The 20,686-nt window shown below is 49.6% G+C and carries 17 protein-coding genes and 2 pseudogenes; 14 read left to right on the plus strand and 5 right to left on the minus strand.

From position 1 onward, the window contains the following. Window positions 1-27: 27 nt before the first annotated feature. Both F384_RS11620 and F384_RS11625 read left to right on the plus strand, forming a co-directional pair. Window positions 28-1,148, plus strand: a protein-coding gene (locus F384_RS11620; RefSeq protein ID WP_096147877.1) for an IS3-like element ISSen4 family transposase whose coding sequence is annotated in 2 segments (ribosomal slippage) — window positions 28-286 and window positions 286-1,148 — 1,122 coding nt in all. Because the reading frame shifts where the segments join, the coding sequence is not laid out codon by codon here. Window positions 1,149-1,514: 366 nt separating this feature from the next. Continuing rightward, complete coding sequence (locus F384_RS11625; protein ID WP_046481659.1) at window positions 1,515-2,129, plus strand: recombinase family protein; 615 nt, start codon at window positions 1,515-1,517, stop codon at window positions 2,127-2,129. Between the two features lie 197 nt (window positions 2,130-2,326). Here the strand turns inward: F384_RS11625 and F384_RS11630 are convergent, their stop codons facing one another. Together F384_RS11630 and F384_RS28830 are read right to left on the minus strand one after the other, a co-directional pair. Next, window positions 2,327-3,067 carry a GIY-YIG nuclease family protein gene (locus F384_RS11630; RefSeq protein ID WP_046481660.1) on the minus strand — a complete coding sequence of 247 codons (741 nt, stop codon included), beginning with the start codon at window positions 3,065-3,067 and terminating at the stop codon, window positions 2,327-2,329. Between the two features lie 660 nt (window positions 3,068-3,727). Continuing rightward, a pseudogene (locus F384_RS28830) lies at window positions 3,728-4,201 on the minus strand (inovirus-type Gp2 protein); the annotation flags it as partial. 674 nt (window positions 4,202-4,875) lie between these two features. On the opposite strand from F384_RS28830, the gene F384_RS11635 reads away from it, so the two are divergent. Further along, window positions 4,876-5,475 (plus strand): hypothetical protein, encoded by a 600-nt coding sequence (locus F384_RS11635; RefSeq protein WP_046481664.1) that lies wholly within the window; start codon window positions 4,876-4,878, stop codon window positions 5,473-5,475. Window positions 5,476-5,477: 2 nt separating this feature from the next. On the opposite strand, the gene F384_RS28835 is transcribed toward F384_RS11635, so the two are convergent. Then, the gene (locus F384_RS28835) at window positions 5,478-5,756 is read right to left on the minus strand and encodes a YkgJ family cysteine cluster protein (RefSeq protein WP_052746920.1); all 279 of its coding nucleotides are present in this window, start codon (window positions 5,754-5,756) and stop codon (window positions 5,478-5,480) included. A 97-nt stretch (window positions 5,757-5,853) separates the two neighbouring features. Between F384_RS28835 and F384_RS11645 the strand changes: the two genes are divergently transcribed. Together F384_RS11645 and F384_RS11650 are read left to right on the plus strand one after the other, a co-directional pair. Further along, window positions 5,854-6,974, plus strand: a protein-coding gene (locus tag F384_RS11645; protein WP_096147877.1) for an IS3-like element ISSen4 family transposase whose coding sequence is annotated in 2 segments (ribosomal slippage) — window positions 5,854-6,112 and window positions 6,112-6,974 — 1,122 coding nt in all. Because the reading frame shifts where the segments join, the coding sequence is not laid out codon by codon here. A 239-nt stretch (window positions 6,975-7,213) separates the two neighbouring features. Beyond that, a complete protein-coding gene (locus tag F384_RS11650; RefSeq protein WP_046481666.1) occupies window positions 7,214-8,305 on the plus strand; it encodes a DUF4236 domain-containing protein in 1,092 nt (363 codons plus the stop codon). Window positions 8,306-8,340: 35 nt separating this feature from the next. Here the strand turns inward: F384_RS11650 and F384_RS29875 are convergent. Continuing rightward, a pseudogene (locus tag F384_RS29875) lies at window positions 8,341-8,424 on the minus strand (YkgJ family cysteine cluster protein); the annotation flags it as partial. A 150-nt stretch (window positions 8,425-8,574) separates the two neighbouring features. Here F384_RS29875 and yeiP point away from each other — a divergent pair. Next, on the plus strand, window positions 8,575-9,147 hold the full coding sequence (gene yeiP / locus F384_RS11655; RefSeq protein WP_045445067.1) for an elongation factor P-like protein YeiP: 573 nt from the start codon (window positions 8,575-8,577) through the stop codon (window positions 9,145-9,147). A gap of 57 nt (window positions 9,148-9,204) precedes the next feature. Here the strand turns inward: yeiP and uxuA are convergent, their stop codons facing one another. Beyond that, window positions 9,205-10,395 (minus strand): mannonate dehydratase, encoded by a 1,191-nt coding sequence (gene uxuA / locus F384_RS11660; RefSeq protein ID WP_046481669.1) that lies wholly within the window; start codon window positions 10,393-10,395, stop codon window positions 9,205-9,207. A 205-nt stretch (window positions 10,396-10,600) separates the two neighbouring features. Here uxuA and F384_RS11665 point away from each other — a divergent pair, with 205 nt between their 5' ends. The 8 genes from F384_RS11665 (at window position 10,601) to F384_RS11700 (ending at window position 20,685) form a co-directional block, all read left to right on the plus strand. After that, the gene (locus F384_RS11665) at window positions 10,601-12,067 is read left to right on the plus strand and encodes a mannitol dehydrogenase family protein (RefSeq protein WP_046481671.1); all 1,467 of its coding nucleotides are present in this window, start codon (window positions 10,601-10,603) and stop codon (window positions 12,065-12,067) included. Between the two features lie 116 nt (window positions 12,068-12,183). After that, window positions 12,184-13,170 carry a CobW family GTP-binding protein gene (locus F384_RS11670; protein WP_046498083.1) on the plus strand — a complete coding sequence of 329 codons (987 nt, stop codon included), beginning with the start codon at window positions 12,184-12,186 and terminating at the stop codon, window positions 13,168-13,170. A 38-nt stretch (window positions 13,171-13,208) separates the two neighbouring features. Next, window positions 13,209-13,922, plus strand: a complete 714-nt coding sequence (locus F384_RS11675) for a phosphatase PAP2 family protein (RefSeq protein ID WP_046481672.1) — start codon at window positions 13,209-13,211, stop codon at window positions 13,920-13,922. A gap of 413 nt (window positions 13,923-14,335) precedes the next feature. Continuing rightward, window positions 14,336-14,905 (plus strand): bifunctional murein DD-endopeptidase/murein LD-carboxypeptidase, encoded by a 570-nt coding sequence (gene mepS / locus F384_RS11680; protein ID WP_046481674.1) that lies wholly within the window; start codon window positions 14,336-14,338, stop codon window positions 14,903-14,905. 186 nt (window positions 14,906-15,091) lie between these two features. Beyond that, complete coding sequence (locus F384_RS11685; RefSeq protein WP_046481676.1) at window positions 15,092-16,648, plus strand: cyclic di-GMP phosphodiesterase; 1,557 nt, start codon at window positions 15,092-15,094, stop codon at window positions 16,646-16,648. Between the two features lie 102 nt (window positions 16,649-16,750). After that, window positions 16,751-18,565, plus strand: coding sequence for an extracellular solute-binding protein (locus F384_RS11690; protein WP_046498084.1), 1,815 nt, complete (start codon window positions 16,751-16,753; stop codon window positions 18,563-18,565). Further along, the gene (locus tag F384_RS11695) at window positions 18,566-19,660 is read left to right on the plus strand and encodes a microcin C ABC transporter permease YejB (RefSeq protein WP_046481678.1); all 1,095 of its coding nucleotides are present in this window, start codon (window positions 18,566-18,568) and stop codon (window positions 19,658-19,660) included. Further along, window positions 19,660-20,685 carry an ABC transporter permease gene (locus tag F384_RS11700; protein ID WP_046481680.1) on the plus strand — a complete coding sequence of 342 codons (1,026 nt, stop codon included), beginning with the start codon at window positions 19,660-19,662 and terminating at the stop codon, window positions 20,683-20,685. Before F384_RS11695 ends, F384_RS11700 begins: the two co-directional genes overlap by 1 nt. The last annotated feature ends 1 nt before the right edge of the window (window position 20,686 follow it).

Below are 20,686 nucleotides of genomic sequence, written 5' to 3' on the forward strand. Positions count from 1 at the left end.
CTTCATAAGCCACATGAGGACATCCCCATGAAGAAGCGTTTTTCCGACGAACAGATCATCAGTATTCTCCGCGAAGCCGAAGCTGGGGTACCCGCCCGTGAACTCTGCCGCAAGCATGCCATTTCCGATGCCACGTTTTACATCTGGCGTAAGAAGTATGGCGGTATGGAGGTGCCTGAAGTTAAGCGCCTGAAGTCGCTTGAGGAAGAGAACGCCAGACTCAAGAAGCTGCTTGCCGAAGCCATGCTGGATAAAGAGGCGCTTCAGGTGGCTCTTGGGCGAAAGTACTGACGACAGACCAGAAGCGGGAAGCCGTGATGTTGATGTGTGATGCGACCGGTCTGTCGCAACGTCGTGCCTGCAGGCTTACAGGTTTATCCCTGTCGACCTGCCGCTATGAGGCTCACCGTCCGGCTGCTGATGCGCATTTATCAGGGCGCATCACTGAGCTGGCACTGGAGCGCAGGCGTTTTGGCTACCGTCGTATTTGGCAGTTGCTGCGCCGTGAAGGGCTTCATGTTAATCATAAGCGCGTGTACCGGCTTTATCACCTCAGTGGCCTGGGCGTAAAACGCAGAAGACGTCGTAAAGGGCTGGCAACAGAACGTCTGCCGCTGCTCCGTCCGGCGGCGCCCAATCTGACCTGGTCGATGGATTTCGTCATGGACGCACTTTCCACCGGTCGCAGGATCAAGTGTCTTACCTGCGTCGATGATTTCACAAAGGAATGCCTGACGGTCACTGTTGCCTTTGGGATTTCAGGCGTTCAGGTCACGCGTATTCTGGACAGCATTGCACTGTTTCGAGGCTATCCGGCGACGATAAGAACTGACCAGGGGCCGGAGTTCACTTGCCGTGCACTGGATCAATGGGCCTTTGAGCATGGTGTTGAGTTGCGCTTAATCCAGCCGGGCAAGCCAACGCAGAACGGATTTATTGAGAGCTTTAACGGACGATTTCGCGATGAATGTTTGAATGAGCACTGGTTCAGCGATATCGTTCATGCCAGGAAAATTATTAATGACTGGCGGCAGGATTATAACGAATGCCGCCCGCACTCCACGCTGAATTATCAGACACCGTCTGAATTTGCAGCGGGCTGGAGAAAGGGTCATTCTGAGAATGAAGATTCCGACGTTACTAACTGAGTGTTGTATCTAATCGTGGGGGCAGGTCAGTTCAGTGTTACGTATTCGGCAAACTAAAATTATTTTACAGGTTATTATGGCAAAAAACTGGTTATGTAGATGCTAGACTATTCCGGTCCCCAGTAGTGGCTCGCTGTAATTGATAAAGACCTACTGAAATGCAAACTGAGTGGTTCAGTTACAGGAACTGACTACATCGTATACCCCAAGCATGATCTGAGAACATTCAATACAATATCTCTTTTAGGTATACCTGATAAAGACCATGATAAGAAGTCTCAATACAATCAAATTCAACCCTATTGACTACAAAACAATGTAATGTATCATATGGGTATTGATTTGATACTTAAAAGAGAATACATAATGAATGTCCGTATCTACTGCCGTGCATCTACTGAAGGCCAACATGCTGACCGTGCATTAGTTAGCTTGCGCGAATTTGCGCAAAGCAAAAACTGGTCGATTGCCGGAGAATACATTGAGAATGCCAGCGGTGCGAAGCTGGAGCGTGTGGAACTAATGCATCTTCTTGAAGAAGCACAACCTGGCGATCTGCTTCTTATTGAAGCGATTGACCGTCTCAGTCGTCTTCAACATGAAGAATGGGCTGAACTCAAAGCTACGCTGAACAGTAAAGGGCTGGTTATTGTATCAATGGATTTGCCAACAAGCTGGCAGATGGTTGAAATGTCTGGTAGTGACCTAACCAGCGGCATTTTGAGAGCAGTTAATGCCATGCTGATCGATATCCTCGCGACAATGGCACGACAAGATTATGAAACCCGGCGTAAACGCCAGGCACAAGGGATCGCAAAAGCAAAACAGGCAGGTTTGTATACGGGGAAAGAAAAAGATATGCAAGCCCGTGAAGTGGTTCGGGAAATGCTGGCACAGAACGTTAAACCAGCCCACATCATGAAAGCAGCAGATATCAGTCGCGCCACCTTTTACCGAATCAAGAAAGAGTTAGTAAGCTAATTATATTCGATTCTGACCGGATTAATGCGCAGACAGAACGTACTCGAATCTGACCATCCGTCCTGAGCGAAGAGGACGTTCGTTGTTTATTACTACCGGATCCACTTTGATAAAATCTGCGTATTTAATTGACAGCGAGCAGGCCAACCTGCGGAACGTTCAGGCTGATACGACTGTAAGAAGGAAAAAATAATCTTTCATTTTAGCTTCATCATATTTTGTGTGAGCACCTCGAAAGGTACAACATCACCAATTGTGTAATTGAGTTGAAAATACTGCCTAAGCTCAACGCCCCCCATAATGCGGGGTGAACCAGACTGATTGGCAGTTCGGTTAATCATTGCCGTGATGGAAGACATGCCATCATGAAGAACAATCTTGATGTTCTCACCGTCTTTACCAAACTTTTGAGAACTTACTACCGGCACATTAAAGAATCCTCTTCGCCAGTACGTATCTGTCATGTTGAAAGTGAATTGTTTAATACTGCTATGTGTGATGATTTCAGCTTCAGTTGATATTACTTCCTCACACTTCAGTTCTGGCCTCTGAATTCCATTCCATTCAGGGTTAATGGCACTAATGATGGAATCCTCAAGACCAGCAGCAAGATTTAAGTGAAATTGCCCGTAGTGCATCAGTCCCGAATCTGGAAGCACTAAGATATCAACGGCAACATTATTAGATAGCATCTCAATGATGTTAGCGTTATTTTTTATATTCGTAGTCTGGGAAGGGCCTGGACGTGAATAATGGTACATCCTGTTACGTAGTAGACGAGTGGTTTTACCAACGTATTTTACCTCACCATCACAAACAAATGCATAGAGGTTGTTCTTAACATCTGTGAATCTGTCATCGAGATGGTACTTCAGGCTACCGTCTATAATCTGCCAGAATCCCACCTTGATAAAACCAATCTCAGTCAAACGATTCATGTTAGGGTTCCATATGGAATAGTAAAAGCATTATACATGCTGAACTCCTCACTGTAGCTTAACAAAATTTGATGTCAGTAATGTCCGCTGTTGACTCGGAGCGGAATGTCAAATTGGGTCTGGCTTTGTGACAAATGTTACCAACGGTGCAAATCTGAGCTAATACATTTTATTATTCGGTTCTGACCGTACAGTGATCATTGAACAAAACATTCTGCGGGTTGTGAATTCATAACACACTCACTACGTTCGTGTCCTTCGCTTCAAATGTTGAAGAGATATCCTGAATTACGAGCGAAGTGAGTTCCGTCAAGCGAAGCGAAGACGGATGGTTTACAACTGGTTAAAAACCAGTCCAAAAACTACATTTTTCTCTATATATAAAATATAATAATATAATTATGTAGTTCTATAGTTTATCTGTTAACACTCACTTCGTTCGTGTCCCTCGCTTCGCTCGGAATTTTGAAGTAATGTATACAGCTATAAGCAAAGCAATTATCGTTAAGTCATCAAACACATGACCGAAGCATCAAGTTAATCATGTATTGGTCATGCTCTCAAACGTCCTGAGTGCGATCCTAAGCGCTTTTCATGACATGGGTAATGCAATCGCATAACTTACAAAGAAAAACGCACTACGGGCTTCCTGTGCGATATTTACGAATCCAGTGCTTTACGACTCAATTTCGATGTTGAGTACATGCGTGTTCCCTTCCCTGTTTGCAACTTACCGCGTTCTTTTGCCAGGTAAGATAGCCAGAATATCGGACCTTCAAGTGATGAAGGATATTCACGATGAATGACGTAGTGATCGGGATAGTCCTTCGTAGCTTTAGACAAGTTTACCAGCGTTGCTTTACCACCTGTCAGTTTCATCCAGATTTCCGTAATAATACCAGCGATCCCTCTTTCAGGAGTTCCAAACCACCTTACCGAACGATTTGGAAGTGCAATCCAGCAATGGTAATGGGGCTGTGATGCCTTTTCCTGTTCGCAAACCCAACCGTACGCAAAATCGATAATAGGTTCCGATAAACCGTTGTTCCCTGACTCCAGGCGGGCACGTAATCGTTTGAACAGTTTGCGTATGTATTCGTTAGAGCGAAAAGGTTGAGCCAATCGAAGATTGTATCCTCTTTGAAATTGGGGAGCACAGCAATGAAACGATACAGGAAAACCAGTGTGTAAGATCTGGAAGGATGATGAATCACGAACGAAGAACATTACAGCTTTAAACAAATACAATTAACGTATATTCAGATCACTGTCTTTTACCTTACCAAATCTACCGACCTAATTATTACCGACGAGTCGCGTAGCGACGAAGTTTCACGAGGCGAAGCCGAAGTGACACACAGCATTTTTGAATGTTAACAGTAAGACTATCACTTGTTCGCTTCGCTCACTGCGTGATACTTCGTCGCTACGCGACTCGTAGTAGTTATATTATGTTATTAAAAGTTCTGATTAGGCTGATCCCTGTCATCCGTTCGCTACGCTCACGTCTGAACTCGCTTCGCTCGAAACCTTTCAGAATTATTGCTTGGGTATGATTTCAACGAGGCGCAGCCGAAGTTGCTATAATTATAGGTAAAAATAAAACCCATACAAACCAATGATTTACAAGTATACACGTCTTTTTCATGTCTCTTTTAAGGCGTTTTAATGCAAATAAAAACTTATATATATCAGCAAGTTAAAAATACATATCTTTGCATGTCGCGTTTTTTGGGACATGCAAATTTTGATTGCCCACGAAAGATGATAAATAATGGCATCAACAACGAATCTAGGTAGACGAAACCATGAATTTACACTTTACAATTTTTCCCAAAAGAATACAAAAAGAACCCTATTTCCTTCGCGAATCCACGGTAAAACTGAACCGAGTTGGCAATAACCGAGTAAAGTCGCAATTCATTTTTAAACGTTCTTTCAGCCAAATAGCACTCATTCTGGACCTCGATAAAAGTGAAGTGGACCGGGTCAGAAAAATTAAACAACGGCTTCCTGATCATAAATTGATAGGGATTGCCCGCTGGATCATTGCACCACTTGAAAACAGCCAATCGGCTTTATGTTATCTTTTTGTCTGTGAAGACAATGTCGCGTACCTATCTGCACCTGAGATGGTTTTTACTAATGACATCATATCAATAGACTCATCAACCAGACGTTCGGTCTATAAAACAACTTACAACCTAACTAACCCCGATACGAAATATGGGTATATTAACCTTCGTTTTCATTCTGAATACAAACTGGTTACAAAAAGACGTGGTCCATCAAAAACTAAAAAATTATCCGAAGGTAAACCGCCTTCTGACTATGCATCTTTGTTGGTTGAGTATGAAGCTTTACGCAAGGAAGTCGAGCGGTTAAAAAAATATGATAACGCAGAATGAAATTATAGATGGAAACTGTTCCCAATCGAAGGTGCTGTTGCTTCCTCTAACTGGATAAGGTAAATAAAAGCTTCTTCACGGTTCGTAGAACACATATCTATCGACGGTTGTAGACTGCCGCATACTTTAGGGCGCAGGGGTGAGCCAAAGATGCTACATAGGTTATCCTCCGATAACTGAACACATCTTACATTAGCTGGTTTCCCCTGCGGCATTCCCGGAATTGGACTTGAAATCGAAGGTGCAGTACAACAAGCCCCGCAATCGATACGACACTTCATTATAGAATCCTTGCTCATCCCCCACTTGACCTGCTCCCCGTTGATTAGTACACCCCGATGTTAGTAATGTCTTCATAAGCCACATGAGGACATCCCCATGAAGAAGCGTTTTTCCGACGAACAGATCATCAGTATTCTCCGCGAAGCCGAAGCTGGGGTACCCGCCCGTGAACTCTGCCGCAAGCATGCCATTTCCGATGCCACGTTTTACATCTGGCGTAAGAAGTATGGCGGTATGGAGGTGCCTGAAGTTAAGCGCCTGAAGTCGCTTGAGGAAGAGAACGCCAGACTCAAGAAGCTGCTTGCCGAAGCCATGCTGGATAAAGAGGCGCTTCAGGTGGCTCTTGGGCGAAAGTACTGACGACAGACCAGAAGCGGGAAGCCGTGATGTTGATGTGTGATGCGACCGGTCTGTCGCAACGTCGTGCCTGCAGGCTTACAGGTTTATCCCTGTCGACCTGCCGCTATGAGGCTCACCGTCCGGCTGCTGATGCGCATTTATCAGGGCGCATCACTGAGCTGGCACTGGAGCGCAGGCGTTTTGGCTACCGTCGTATTTGGCAGTTGCTGCGCCGTGAAGGGCTTCATGTTAATCATAAGCGCGTGTACCGGCTTTATCACCTCAGTGGCCTGGGCGTAAAACGCAGAAGACGTCGTAAAGGGCTGGCAACAGAACGTCTGCCGCTGCTCCGTCCGGCGGCGCCCAATCTGACCTGGTCGATGGATTTCGTCATGGACGCACTTTCCACCGGTCGCAGGATCAAGTGTCTTACCTGCGTCGATGATTTCACAAAGGAATGCCTGACGGTCACTGTTGCCTTTGGGATTTCAGGCGTTCAGGTCACGCGTATTCTGGACAGCATTGCACTGTTTCGAGGCTATCCGGCGACGATAAGAACTGACCAGGGGCCGGAGTTCACTTGCCGTGCACTGGATCAATGGGCCTTTGAGCATGGTGTTGAGTTGCGCTTAATCCAGCCGGGCAAGCCAACGCAGAACGGATTTATTGAGAGCTTTAACGGACGATTTCGCGATGAATGTTTGAATGAGCACTGGTTCAGCGATATCGTTCATGCCAGGAAAATTATTAATGACTGGCGGCAGGATTATAACGAATGCCGCCCGCACTCCACGCTGAATTATCAGACACCGTCTGAATTTGCAGCGGGCTGGAGAAAGGGTCATTCTGAGAATGAAGATTCCGACGTTACTAACTGAGTGTTGTATCTAATCGTGGGGGCAGGTCACACTCAATTATTGACAGTAACAGAATGTCCTACTGACTGGTAGCCTGCCATCTATATCTATGCTTTCAGAATGTAGCCGTTAACTTCTAATGTATTGAATAAATAAGTAAAAACATAAATTCGTTCCCATGCTTTTCTTAACCTATTCTTTTTTTCAGTGTAAAATCTTGCTCAGAAGTACTGTCATGCAACTTATTACATGGAGTTACTATGGGCTTTTATGTTAAGAAGAGCATTCGCGTTGGACCGATGAGATTCAACCTATCCAAATCAGGAGTCGGTGCATCTATTGGTATAAAAGGACTGAGGATTGGTACTGGCCCAAGAGGAAATTACATCCACATCGGCGCTGGCGGGGTCTATTATCGTGCTTCGCTTTCACCAAGTATGATCCCACAGGACGGCAAGAAGGTTCAACGTGTACCTGATGAATCCCCAGTAGAACATGACAATACGCATGCACCTCTTGAGGAAATCGAGTCATCTCATATCTCGGAAATCGTTGATTCCAATTCCCGAGAACTGCTTGAAGAGTTGAATAACAAACGTAAGAAGTTACAAATATGGCCCTTCGCTATTTTCCTTTCGATTGCAATTTTACTTTACGGTTTTTCACAGGCATGGCCTGAGTGGTGCCTGGCAATAGGATTTATCGCAGGGGGAGCTGTTTCCGTTTTTGCTTACATGTACGATCAGCTAAGAAAGACCACTGTTCTTTTTTATGACTTTGATGACGAAATGATGGCATGTTACCAGCAACTTCATGATAGTGGGGCTATGCTTGCAAGCTGCTCAAAGGTATGGCATGTAGAAGCTTCTGGAGCTGTTTATGACCCTAAATATCATGCCGGAGCAAGTAACTTGCTACGTAGAAAAACAACCTCTATCAGCAAATCAAATCCTCCCTTCGTTAAAACAAATATTGAGACGATTGCCATCAATGTAGGTCGTCAAACATTACATTTCTTTCCAGATAGAGTACTCGTTTTTGACCGTGACGGTGTCGGTGCTGTTAGTTATGACCAACTATTCATTAACGTTGGTAATAGTCAGTTCATTGAAAGCGAAAGTGTGCCCGGAGATGCCTTAGTCGTTGGCAGGACATGGAAGTATGTTAACAAATCGGGTGGTCCTGACAGACGATTTAAAGACAATACAGAAATTCCTATATGTCTATATGAAAATCTTTCGTTCACAAGTCATTCTGGACTAAATGAGTTATTACAGCTGTCTAAAATTGGGTATGGGGAATGTTTTTCACATGCAATTGAAACACTTAGCAAGAAAGTCATATCTTCTTAGTTAAGTCGTTTTTATACTGTGAATAATTGACTATTGGGCTTACCCTCGGGCATGCCGGGGATAGGGCTGGAGATGGAAGGAGCAATACAACATGCCCCACAATCCGGACGGCATTCCATAATCAGACTCTCTTTATTGTGACCACCGGACAGTCGCGCACAGTACCACCTTTTTTGCACCAGCAAAAGGTGAATTCCGCTTGCCTGAATGACCCGGCGCGAGTAGTTTGACGCGATAATTTAGCTAATCTCGATAACAGGATCTTTTCGATGCCAAGAGCGAACGAAATCAAAAAAGGTATGGTACTGAATTACAACGGCAAGCTGCTGATTGTGAAAGATATTGATATTCAGTCCCCGACCGCCCGTGGCGCAGCAACGCTGTACAAAATGCGTTTCTCCGATGTCCGTACCGGTCTGAAAGTGGAAGAACGTTTCAAGGGCGACGACATTGTGGACACCGTCACCCTGAGCCGCCGTGGCGTCGATTTCTCCTATGTCGATGGCAACGAATACGTGTTCATGGATAAAGAAGATTACACGCCTTATACCTTCACCAAAGATCAGATCGAAGAAGAACTGCTGTTTATTCCGGAAGGCGGGATGCCGGATATGCAGGTATTGACCTGGGACGGTCAGCTACTGGCGCTCGAACTGCCGCAGACGGTTGATCTGGAAATTGTGGAAACCGCCCCTGGCATTAAAGGTGCTTCCGCCAGCGCGCGCAACAAACCTGCGACGCTGAGTACCGGTCTGGTCATTCTGGTTCCTGAATACCTGAGCGCCGGTGAAAAAATCCGTATTCATATTGAAGAGCGCCGTTATATGGGCCGCGCAGATTAAGTTTTGCCTACCTGTAAAAAAGGACAGCCTGGGCTGTCCTTTTTATCATTTGCTGCCTTATAGCAGATCGCGGAACTGGGTCATTTTCAGCGCCAGTTCAACACCGCGCACTTCCGCCAGTCCTTTCAGACGCCCAATCGCAGAATAGCCCGGATTGGTTTTCTTATGCAGATCGTCCAGCATCTGATGACCGTGATCGGGACGCATCGGAATCGGACGTAAATCACCCGCCTTCTTACGGCGCTGCTCTTCGGTCAGAATCGCCGTCACCACGGCAACCATGTTCACATCGCCCTGCAAGTGCGCGCCTTCATGGAACGTTTTCGGGTTCTCTTCGCGGCACGTCGAGCGCAGGTGGGTAAAGTGAATACGATCGCCAAAGGTTTCGATCATTTTCACCAGATCGTTATCCGCGCGAACACCGTATGAACCCGTACACATAGTGAAGCCGTTATAGATGCTGTCGACCGTCTCTTTCAGCCACTGCATATCTTCAATGGTGGAGACAATGCGCGGTAACCCGAGAATCGGACGCGGCGGATCGTCAGGATGCACCGCCAGTCGTACGCCCACTTCTTCAGCCACCGGAACAATCGCGCGCAGGAACACCGCCATATTGTCACGCAGATCGTCTTTGCTGATGCCGTCATACTCGGCCAGACGCGCACGGAACTGATCGAGGGTATAGCCCTCTTCCGCGCCAGGCAAACCGGCAATGATATTGCGGGTCAGTTTTTCGATATCCGCATCACTCATGGCAGTGAAATACGCCTGAGCCTGACGCTGTTCTTCGTCGCTATAGTCCGCTTCAGCGCCCGCACGCTTGAGGATATGCAACTCAAAAGCTGCAAAGGCTATCTGATCGAAACGCAGCGCTTTCGAACCATCCGGCAATTCGTACTCGAGGTCGGTACGCGTCCAGTCCAGAATCGGCATAAAGTTGTAGCAGACGGTATCGATGCCGCAGGCCGCCAGATTGCGGATGCTCTGCTGATAATTCGCTATCCATGTCTGATACTGACCGGAGCGGGTCTTGATCTCTTCATGCACAGGAATACTTTCGACAACCGACCAGGTTAATCCTTTTTCCGCCAGGATTGCCTGACGTTTTTTAATCTCTTCGACCGGCCACACGTCGCCGTTCGGAATGTGGTGCAATGCCGTCACAACGCCCGTTGCGCCAGCCTGACGCACATCATCAAGCGATACCGGATCGCCAGGCCCGTACCAACGCCAGGTTTGTTCCATTGCTTTACCTCACAAAGTTGTTATACCAAATTAACTCAACTGAATGACGACTACCATACAGGCTTCTGCATAATGATCAATAAAGGGGGCATGATTGGTTGATCCAGCTCACATTACCCGGATAAACTCGGCTTACCAATTTAATTTGTTGTCATATAACTTTACACTGGCATTGTTAATTTATGGTTAATCAGGTGTGTAACAAATGACTACAATTGCCTCAGCAGTATTGCCGGATGGCGTACAAACGCCGCACTATGACCGCCAGCAACTCACAACGCGCATCGTGCACTTCGGCTTTGGCGCCTTTCATCGTGCGCACCAGGCATTACTGACCGATCGGGTGCTGAACGCCCGGGGTGGAGATTGGGGAATTTGTGAAATCAGCCTGTTCAGCGGCGACACGTTGATGAGTCAACTCCGCGCACAGGATCATCTCTACACCGTGCTGGAAAAAGGTGCGGATGGCAATCAGGCCATTATCGTCGGTGCCGTCAACGAATGTCTGAATGCAAAACTCGATTCGCTCGCCGCTATTATCGAAAAATTCTGCGAGCCCCAGGTCGCGATCGTCTCACTGACCATCACCGAAAAAGGATATTGCATCGATCCGGCTACCGGCGCGCTGGACCTGACAAATGCGCGCATTATTCACGACCTGCAATCGCCTGGTGAACCCCATTCCGCGCCCGGTATTCTGGTGGAGGCGCTGTCACGTCGACAGGCACGCGGACTGGCGCCTTTTTCTGTGCTCTCCTGCGACAACATTCCTGATAACGGTCATGTCGTGAAGAATGCCGTACTGGGGATGGCGGAAAAACGCTCTCCCGCGCTGGCAAGCTGGATCCGTGAACACGTCAGCTTTCCCGCCACCATGGTCGACCGTATTGTTCCGGCCGCAACAGAGGAATCACTGGCTGAAATCACCCGCGAACTGGGCGTAACCGATCCTTGCGCCATCAGCTGTGAACCGTTCATTCAATGGGTGATTGAAGACAATTTTGTCGCCGGTCGTCCCGCATGGGAAGCCGCAGGCGTGCAGATGGTTAGCGATGTTCGCCCCTGGGAAGAGATGAAACTGCGAATGCTGAATGGCAGCCACTCATTTCTCGCTTATCTCGGTTATCTGTCCGGATTTCAGCATATTAATGAGTGCATGCAGGACAGCGCGTTCCGCGAAGCCGCGTACCGACTGATGATGAATGAACAGGCGCCGACGCTCAGTATGACTGGCGTCGATTTAACCGGCTACGCGCAAAGCCTGATTGAACGCTTTGCTAATCCCGCGCTGAAGCATAAGACCTGGCAAATCGCGATGGACGGTAGTCAGAAACTACCGCAGCGGATGCTGGCTGGTATTCGCCTCCATCTGGCACGCGAAAGCGCCTGGCCATTACTGGCTCTGGGGGTGGCGGGATGGATGCGCTACGTCAGTGGCATCGATGATGCTGGCGCAACCATCGACGTTCGCGACCCACTGAGCGATAAAATCCGCGCAATAGTCGCCACCAGCCGTGAGGACCAGCGCGTCGCAGCTCTGCTCTCTTTACAGGAAGTCTTTGGCAATGACCTCCCGCACAATCCCGTTTTTGTCCAGGCGATTGAAGCGGCCTGGCAGCGTATCGCGCAACGCGGCGCGCATCAGGCGGTAATTGATACGTTAAAAAGTTAACAATTTCTGCCATTAAGGCGAACGGAGCCTGTCTTCGTTCGTCCCGCCCTTCTCTTTTTCCCTTTTTTTCGCCAGGATTAATGGTAACCGTTACGGCACATCATTCTGGAGCAGGCGTGACCAAAACTAACCTCATCACGGGTTTCCTCGGCAGCGGAAAAACCACTTCGATTCTTCATCTGTTAGCGCACAAAGATCCTGCCGAAAAATGGGCGGTACTGGTCAATGAGTTCGGCGAGGTCGGCATCGATGGCGCCCTGCTTGCAGATAGCGGCGCGTTGCTTAAAGAGATCCCCGGCGGTTGCATGTGCTGCGTGAACGGCCTGCCGATGCAGGTTGGACTGAATACGCTATTGCGTCAGGGAAAACCAGACCGCCTGCTGATTGAACCGACAGGACTGGGGCACCCGAAACAGATCCTCTCCCTCCTCACCGCGCCGGTGTACGAACCCTGGATAGACCTTCGCGCCACGCTGTGTATCCTTGACCCGCGCGGGTTGCTGGATGAAAAAATTGTTGCCAATGAGAACTTCCGTGACCAACTGGCGGCGGCAGATATCATCGTGGCGAATAAAACCGATCGCGCGACAGCGGAGAGTGAACGCGCCCTGCAGACCTGGTGGCAACAGTTCGGCGGCACTCGTCAGTTAGTGCAGGCCGATCATGGCCAGATTGACGGACAACTGCTGGACTTACCGCGTCTGAATCTGACTGAATTACCCGCCAGCGCAGCGCATTCGCACAGCCACCCTGAGACGCGGGGACTCGCGGCGCTGAGCCTGCCGGCACAACAGCGCTGGCGTCGTAGCCTGAACAGCGGTCAGGGGCATCAGGCGTGCGGCTGGATTTTCGATGCCGATACCGTCTTTGACACTATTGGGCTGCTGGAATGGGCGCGTCTGGCGCCCGTTGGTCGGGTGAAAGGGGTCATGCGTATTCCGGAAGGCCTTGTGCGCATCAATCGCCAGGGTGAAGATCTGCACATTGAAACACAGAACGTCGCGCCGCCGGACAGCCGTGTCGAATTGATTTCCAGTACCGAGGCAGACTGGAATACGTTGCAGAGCGCATTGTTGAAGCTTCGTTTAGCTGAACACGCGTAAGGTTGCCTGCGATTTATTGAACAGTGAACTTTTTAAATATGAAAATCCGGTTACCACTGATACTTTTGCTCAATGTTGCGGGTCTGGCTCTGTTCATGAGCTGGTATATCCCTGCAAATCATGGATTCTGGTTTCCCATTGACGCCGGCATTTTTCACTTTTTCAACCAGAAACTGGTAGAGAGCCAGGCCTTCCTGTGGCTGGTCGCCATCACCAATAACCGGGCGTTTGACGCCTGTTCCCTGTTGGCGATGGGCTGTCTGATGCTGAGTTTCTGGCTGAAGGAACCGCCTGCAGGCCGCCGCCGTATTGTCATCATCGGCCTGGTGATGCTGCTCACCGCCGTGGTTCTGAACCAGGCGGGTCAGGCGCTGTTGCCCGTAAAACGCGCAAGCCCCACACTCAGTTTTGATAATATTTATCGCGTCAGTGAATTGCTGCATATTTCGACGAAGGATGCGTCCAGAGACAGTTTCCCTGGCGATCACGGGATGATGCTGCTTATTTTCGCCGCATTTATGCTGCGCTATTTCGGAAAAACCGCAGGGATTATCGGCCTTATTATCGTTGTGGTTTTTGCTTTCCCGCGCGTTATGATCGGTGCCCACTGGTTCACCGATATCGCCGTAGGTTCATTAACCGTGGTCTTAATTGGCCTGCCCTGGTGTCTTTTGACCCCGCTAAGCGATCGCCTTATCGCGCTTTTTGACAATTATCTCCCCGGCAAAAACAAACAAATCTTAAACAAATAACCCACAGTTATTAACATCATCAGGGTTTATTCTTAAGCTCTGATGATGCGTTAAGATAAATTATTCATCTGACTGTCATTATCCAGTCATAACATTCTCTTTAATAATTAATGAATTGCCTATTTTTACACCACTTTGCACGTAAATTAACCAATCCCGTTTATTCACTTTCTGTATCACTTTTTCTTATTAAAATTCAGATAAAACCACTCGCCAAGCCTGCAACGATCGGGTAACCTCGAACTCGTTTTGTCTCGCTGGGTTAATATTCTCTTCGTGAATAAATTTGTGCGTTCTGCCACAGTTTTGCGCTTAAAGAATTGTCTCATTGAGCACAGCTAATTAGTCTCGTCACGTTTGGCATTTTTTATAACGATATTTATCGTTAAGGACTTCAAGGGAAAACAAACAAAATGGTCAAATCTCAACCGATCTTGAGATATATCTTGCGCGGGATTCCCGCGATAGCAGTCGCGGTACTGCTTTCTGCATGTAGCACTACCAGTAACACCGCAAAGAACACGCATTCTGAGACGCTTGGTGTGGGTCAAGAGGCTTCTTCACTGCAAGCTTCTCAGGATGAATTTGAGAGTATGGTGCGTAACCTCGATGTTAAGTCGCGGATTATGGATCAGTATGCTGACTGGAAAGGCGTGCGCTATCGTCTCGGCGGCAACTCCAAAAAAGGTATTGATTGTTCCAGCTTTGTACAACGTACATTCCGTGAACAATTCGGTTTAGAACTCCCACGTTCGACCTACGAACAACAGGAAACAGGTAAATCTGTTTCACGCACGAATCTGCGTACCGGCGATCTGGTTCTGTTTCGTGCAGGTTCGACGGGCCGTCATGTTGGTATCTACATTGGCAACAACCAGTTTGTTCATGCCTCTACCAGCAGCGGTGTCATTATCTCCAGCATGAACGAGCCATACTGGAAAAAGCGCTACAACGAAGCGCGTAGGGTTCTGAGCCGCAGTTAATCGTTTGGTTGCTATCCCTTGGCTACCCTGACGAGACAAACGAAAAGCATCGCTTCGGCGGTGTTTTTTTTTGGTTCCCCTCTACTCTCTGTGGAAAAGCATGACTCGCTGAATCAATCCAGGCTATAGTCTTGTTATTCCATCACATTTATCATCATCGTCAACCTCAGGGTAAAGCCAGGCATCATGTTCACACGCGCCTTAACGACTGGTCGAAAAATCGTGCTTACCTGCCTGATTACCGGGGTTGTCGTCGCTATTGTTATCAGTAGTCTACAGTTCGTAATGGCGTGGCATAAGCGGGAAGTCAAATACGACACGCTGGTTTTCGACATTCAACATTATCTGGTCAGCTATTTCGCCGATCTCAAAAGTACCACCGATATCCTCCAGCCGCTGACCTTAAATACCTGCCAACAAGTCGGCGCGGAACTCACTTCCCGTGCCGCGTTTAGCCTGAACGTTCGCGCTTTTTTGCTGGTTAAGGATAAGAAAGCCTTTTGCTCATCAGCAACTGGCGGAATGGATGCGCTACTGGCTGAACTGGTCCCCAGCCTCGATATCAGTAAAGATATCGATATGGCGATTATCCCGGGAACGCCGATGATGCCCAACAAACCGGCTATGGTAATCTGGTATCGCAATCCTCTGATGCTGAACAGCGGCGTTTTCACCTCCCTGAATATCAACCTCACGCCGTATCTGCTGTATACCGCCCGACAGGAAGACTTTGACGGGATCGCCATTATCGTTGGCAACACCGTGTTATCGACCTTTTCGGACCATCTGCTCACCGTTGGTGAACTCGACAGTTCGCCGGAGCGCGAAGCAAAAATTAGCGGTGTTCCGGTGACAATCAGGCTATACGCCACCAACTGGACCTGGCCCGACTTATGGTATGCCCTGCTTCTCGGCGGGATGGGAGGCATCATTGCAGGTTTACTCTGCTACTACATCATGTGCATCCGCTTGCGGCCTGGGAAAGAGATCCTCACCGGAATCAAACGCGATCAATTCTATGTCGTCTATCAACCCGTCGTGGATACGCAGTCGCTGAAAGTCACCGGGCTGGAGGTGCTGCTGCGCTGGAAACATCCAACAGCGGGGGAAATCCCGCCTGATGCGTTTATTCATTACGCTGAAGCCCAGCACATGATTGTGCCATTGACCCAGCATCTGTTTAAACTGCTGGCGCGAGATGCCCCTGAACTACAAAAAGTCCTCCCTGTTGGTGCAAAGTACGGTATCAATATTGCGCCTGACCACCTGCACAGCAGTAGTTTTAAAGACGACGTTCGCCAGTTAGTCGCCGCGATGCCTCCCAACCACTTCCAGATCGTGCTGGAAATTACCGAACGCGACATGATCCAGCAGCATGAAGCCTCACAGTTGTTTGAATGGTTGCACGCCGCAGGCTTCGAAATTGCAATAGATGACTTCGGTACCGGCCACAGCGCGCTGATCTATCTGGAGCGCTATACCCTGGATTATCTGAAAATCGATCGCGGTTTTATTCACGCCATTGGTACCGAAACCGTCACTTCACCGGTGCTGGATGCAGTACTAACGCTCGCTAAGCGCCTCAATATGATGACGGTGGCCGAAGGGGTGGAAACGCCTGAGCAGGCGAAATGGCTGCATGAACACGGGGTTCGCTTTCTTCAGGGCTATTGGGTCAGCCGCCCAATGCCGCTCGACGAGTTTGTCCAGTGGGTTTCGCAGCCACACACGCTGAAATGGTAAAGCGCCGACGCGTGGATTCACAACAGACGCCACCTGCCCTATTATTCAGGCATAAGTGTGACCTGCGCTGGCAGGTAAGCAAAAGAAGGAATCCCTTTGCAGATAATCGTTCGCATATTGCTGCTGTTTGTCATGTTGATGAGCGCGGGCGCCCAGGCGCAGGCAATCAAAGAGAGCTATGCCTTCGCCGTATTGGGAGAGCCTAAATACGCGTTCAATTTTGATCATTTCGATTATGCCAACCCCGCGGCCCCCAAAGGCGGTCAGATCACGCTTTCCGCCCTCGGCACATTCGATAATTTCAACCGCTATGCCCTGCGCGGTAATCCCGCCGCACGGACCGAACAACTCTACGACACCCTGTTTACCACGTCTGATGACGAACCCGGCAGCTATTATCCACTGATCGCCGAGAGCGCACGCTATGCGGAGGATTATTCGTGGGTTGAAATCACGATCAACCCTCGCGCCCGCTTTCATGATGGAAAGCCCATCATGGCAAAAGATGTCGCCTTTACCTTCAACAAATTTATGACTGAAGGCGTGCCGCAGTTTCGTCTGGTCTACAAAGGCACAACGGTCAAAGCCATTGCGCCGCTGACCGTACGTATGGAACTCGCGAAGCCGGGTAAAGAGGATATGCTCAGCCTGTTCTCGCTGCCCGTAATGCCACAAGCGTACTGGAAAGATCACAAACTCAGCGACCCGCTGTCCAGACCTCCACTGGGCAGCGGTCCTTATCGCATCAGTCAGTGGAAGATGGGCCAGTATATTGTCTATTCGCGCGTGAAGGATTACTGGGCCGCCAATCTGCCGGTCAATCGCGGCCGCTGGAATTTCGATGTCATTCGCTACGACTATTATCTCGACGACAACGTGGCTTTTGAGGCCTTTAAGGCTGGTGCGTTCGATTTGCGCCTGGAAAGCGACGCCAAAAACTGGGCGACACGCTATGTCGGTAAAAACTTTGATAATCAGTACATCATCAAAGATGAACAGAAAAATGAATCGGCGCAGGATACGCGCTGGCTGGCTTTCAACACTCAGCGCCCCGTTTTCAGCGACCGACGCGTCCGTGAAGCCGTTACGCTGGCGTTCGATTTTGAGTGGATGAATAAAGCGCTGTTCTACAACGCCTGGAGCCGGGCAAACAGCTATTTCCAGAACACCGAGTATGCCGCCAGAAACTACCCTGACGCGGCTGAACTGGTACTGCTGGCACCGATGAAAGAGGACCTGCCGCCGGAAGTCTTCAGCCAGATTTATCAGCCTCCCGTGTCTAAAGGTGACGGTTACGATCGGGAAAACCTGTTAAAAGCCGATAACTTACTGAAAGACGCGGGCTGGGAACTGAAAGGTCAGCAGCGGATTAACACCGCCACCGGTAAACCGTTGAGCTTTGAACTGCTCATTTCCGCCGCCAGTAACAGCCAGTGGGTCCTGCCCTTCCAGCATAATCTCCAGCGTCTGGGGATTACGATGAACATTCGCCAGGTGGATAACTCACAACTCACCAATCGCTTGCGCAGTCGGGATTACGACATGATGCCAACCCTGTGGCGCGCGATGCCGTGGCCCAGTTCCGATCTGCAAATCTCCTGGGCGTCCGAATACATCGACTCAAGCTATAATGCCCCCGGCGTGAAAAGTCCGGTGGTCGACAAACTCATCAATCAAATCATCGCGGCGCAAGGGGATAAAAACAAACTGCTGCCGCTTGGGCGCGCGCTGGACAGAGTGCTGACCTGGAATTACTACATGCTGCCGATGTGGTACATGGCGGAAGACCGACTGGCATGGTGGGATAAATTCTCTCGTCCTGCCATTCGTCCAATTTATACCCTCGGTCTGGATAACTGGTGGTATGACGTGAACCGGGCGGCGAAGTTGCCTGCCGCCAGACGACAGGGAGAATAAATGGGCGCGTACCTGATTCGCCGTTTGTTGCTGGTTATCCCGACGCTCTGGGCGATTATCACCATCAACTTTTTCATCGTGCAAATTGCCCCTGGCGGCCCGGTCGACCAGGCGATTGCCGCCATTGAATTTGGGCAGACGAGCGCACTGCCCGGTGCCGGAAGCGAAGGCATTCGCGCCAGCCACGCCCGGACCGGGGTGGGGAATATCAGCGACAGCAACTATCGCGGAGGGCGCGGCCTTGACCCTGAAGTGATTGCCGAAATCACCCAACGCTACGGTTTTGATAAGCCACTGCACGAGCGCTATTTCACCATGCTGTGGAATTACATTCGCTTCGATTTCGGCGACAGCCTGTTTCGTAGCGCCTCGGTGCTAACGCTCATCAAAGAGAGTCTGCCGGTGTCAGTTACCCTGGGGCTGTGGAGTACGCTTATCATCTATCTGGTGTCGATTCCGTTGGGGATCCGCAAGGCCGTGCATAACGGCAGCCGGTTCGACGTCTGGAGCAGCGCGTTTATTATCATCGGCTACGCTATCCCGGCGTTTCTGTTCGCAATACTGTTGATTGTCTTCTTTGCCGGCGGCAGCTATTACGATCTCTTCCCGCTGCGTGGTCTGGTCTCGGCGAATTTTGACTCCCTGCCCTGGTATCAGAAGATAACCGACTATCTGTGGCACATCACCTTACCCGTCCTTGCGACCGTCATTGGCGGGTTTGCCGCATTGACCATGCTGACCAAAAATTCCTTTCTCGATGAGGTCCGTAAACAGTACGTCGTCACCGCCCGAGCCAAAGGGGTGAGTGAGGGGAATATCCTGTGGAAGCACGTTTTTCGCAACGCCATGCTGCTGGTGATCGCCGGTTTTCCAGCCACGTTTATCAGTATGTTTTTCACCGGTTCGCTGCTGATTGAAGTGATGTTCTCACTCAATGGTCTGGGACTGTTGGGCTATGAGGCAACGGTTTCACGAGACTACCCGGTGATGTTTGGTACGCTGTACATCTTCACCCTGATTGGCCTGCTGCTGAATATTCTCAGTGATATCAGCTATACGCTGGTCGATCCGCGTATTGATTTTGAGGGACGCTGATGGCCCATTTAAGCCCCGTCAATCAGGCCCGCTGGGCACGTTTTCGCCATAATCGTCGTGGTTTCTGGTCGCTGTGGATTTTTCTCGTCTTGTTTGGTCTGAGCCTGTGCTCTGAGCTGATTGCTAACGACAAACCGTTACTGGTGCGCTACGACGGAAGCTGGTATTTCCCGCTGGTCAAAAACTACAGTGAGAGCGATTTCGGCGGCCCACTGGCAACGAGGGCGGATTACCAGGACCCGTGGCTGAAGCAACAACTGGAAAACCGCGGTTGGGTTCTCTGGGCACCGGTGCGCTTTGGGGCGAACAGCATCAACTTTGCGACCGACACCCCCTTCCCCTCTCCCCCTTCGGCGCAAAACTGGCTGGGTACCGATGCCAACGGCGGCGACGTGCTGGCGCGAGTGCTTTACGGCACGCGTATTTCCATTCTTTTTGGCCTGATGCTTACCCTGTGTTCAAGCGTCATGGGCGTGCTGGCCGGGGCGCTACAGGGCTATTACGGTGGCAAAGTGGATCTCTGGGGCCAGCGGTTTATTGAGGTCTGGTCGGGTATGCCGACGCTTTTCCTGATCATTTTGCTCTCCAGCGTTGTGCAACCCAATTTCTGGTGGCTGCTGGCAATTACCGTGCTGTTTGGCTGGATGAGCCTGGTGGGCGTGGTGCGCGCAGAGTTCTTACGCACGCGCAATTTTGACTATATCCGGGCCGCCCAGGCGCTCGGCGTCAGTGACCGCAGTATTATCTTTCGCCACATGCTACCCAACGCGATGGTTGCCACCCTGACCTTCTTACCGTTCATTTTATGCAGCTCTATCACCACCCTGACGTCGCTGGATTTCCTCGGCTTTGGTTTGCCGTTGGGCTCTCCTTCGCTGGGCGAGTTGCTCCTGCAAGGTAAAAATAACCTGCAAGCGCCGTGGCTGGGCATTACAGCCTTCCTGTCCGTGGCCATTTTACTCTCGCTACTGATCTTTATCGGCGAGGCCGTCCGTGACGCATTCGATCCCAACAAGGCGGTGTAAC

It is taken from the genome of Citrobacter amalonaticus Y19 (genome assembly GCF_000981805.1).
Lineage (GTDB): Bacteria > Pseudomonadota > Gammaproteobacteria > Enterobacterales > Enterobacteriaceae > Citrobacter_A > Citrobacter_A amalonaticus_C.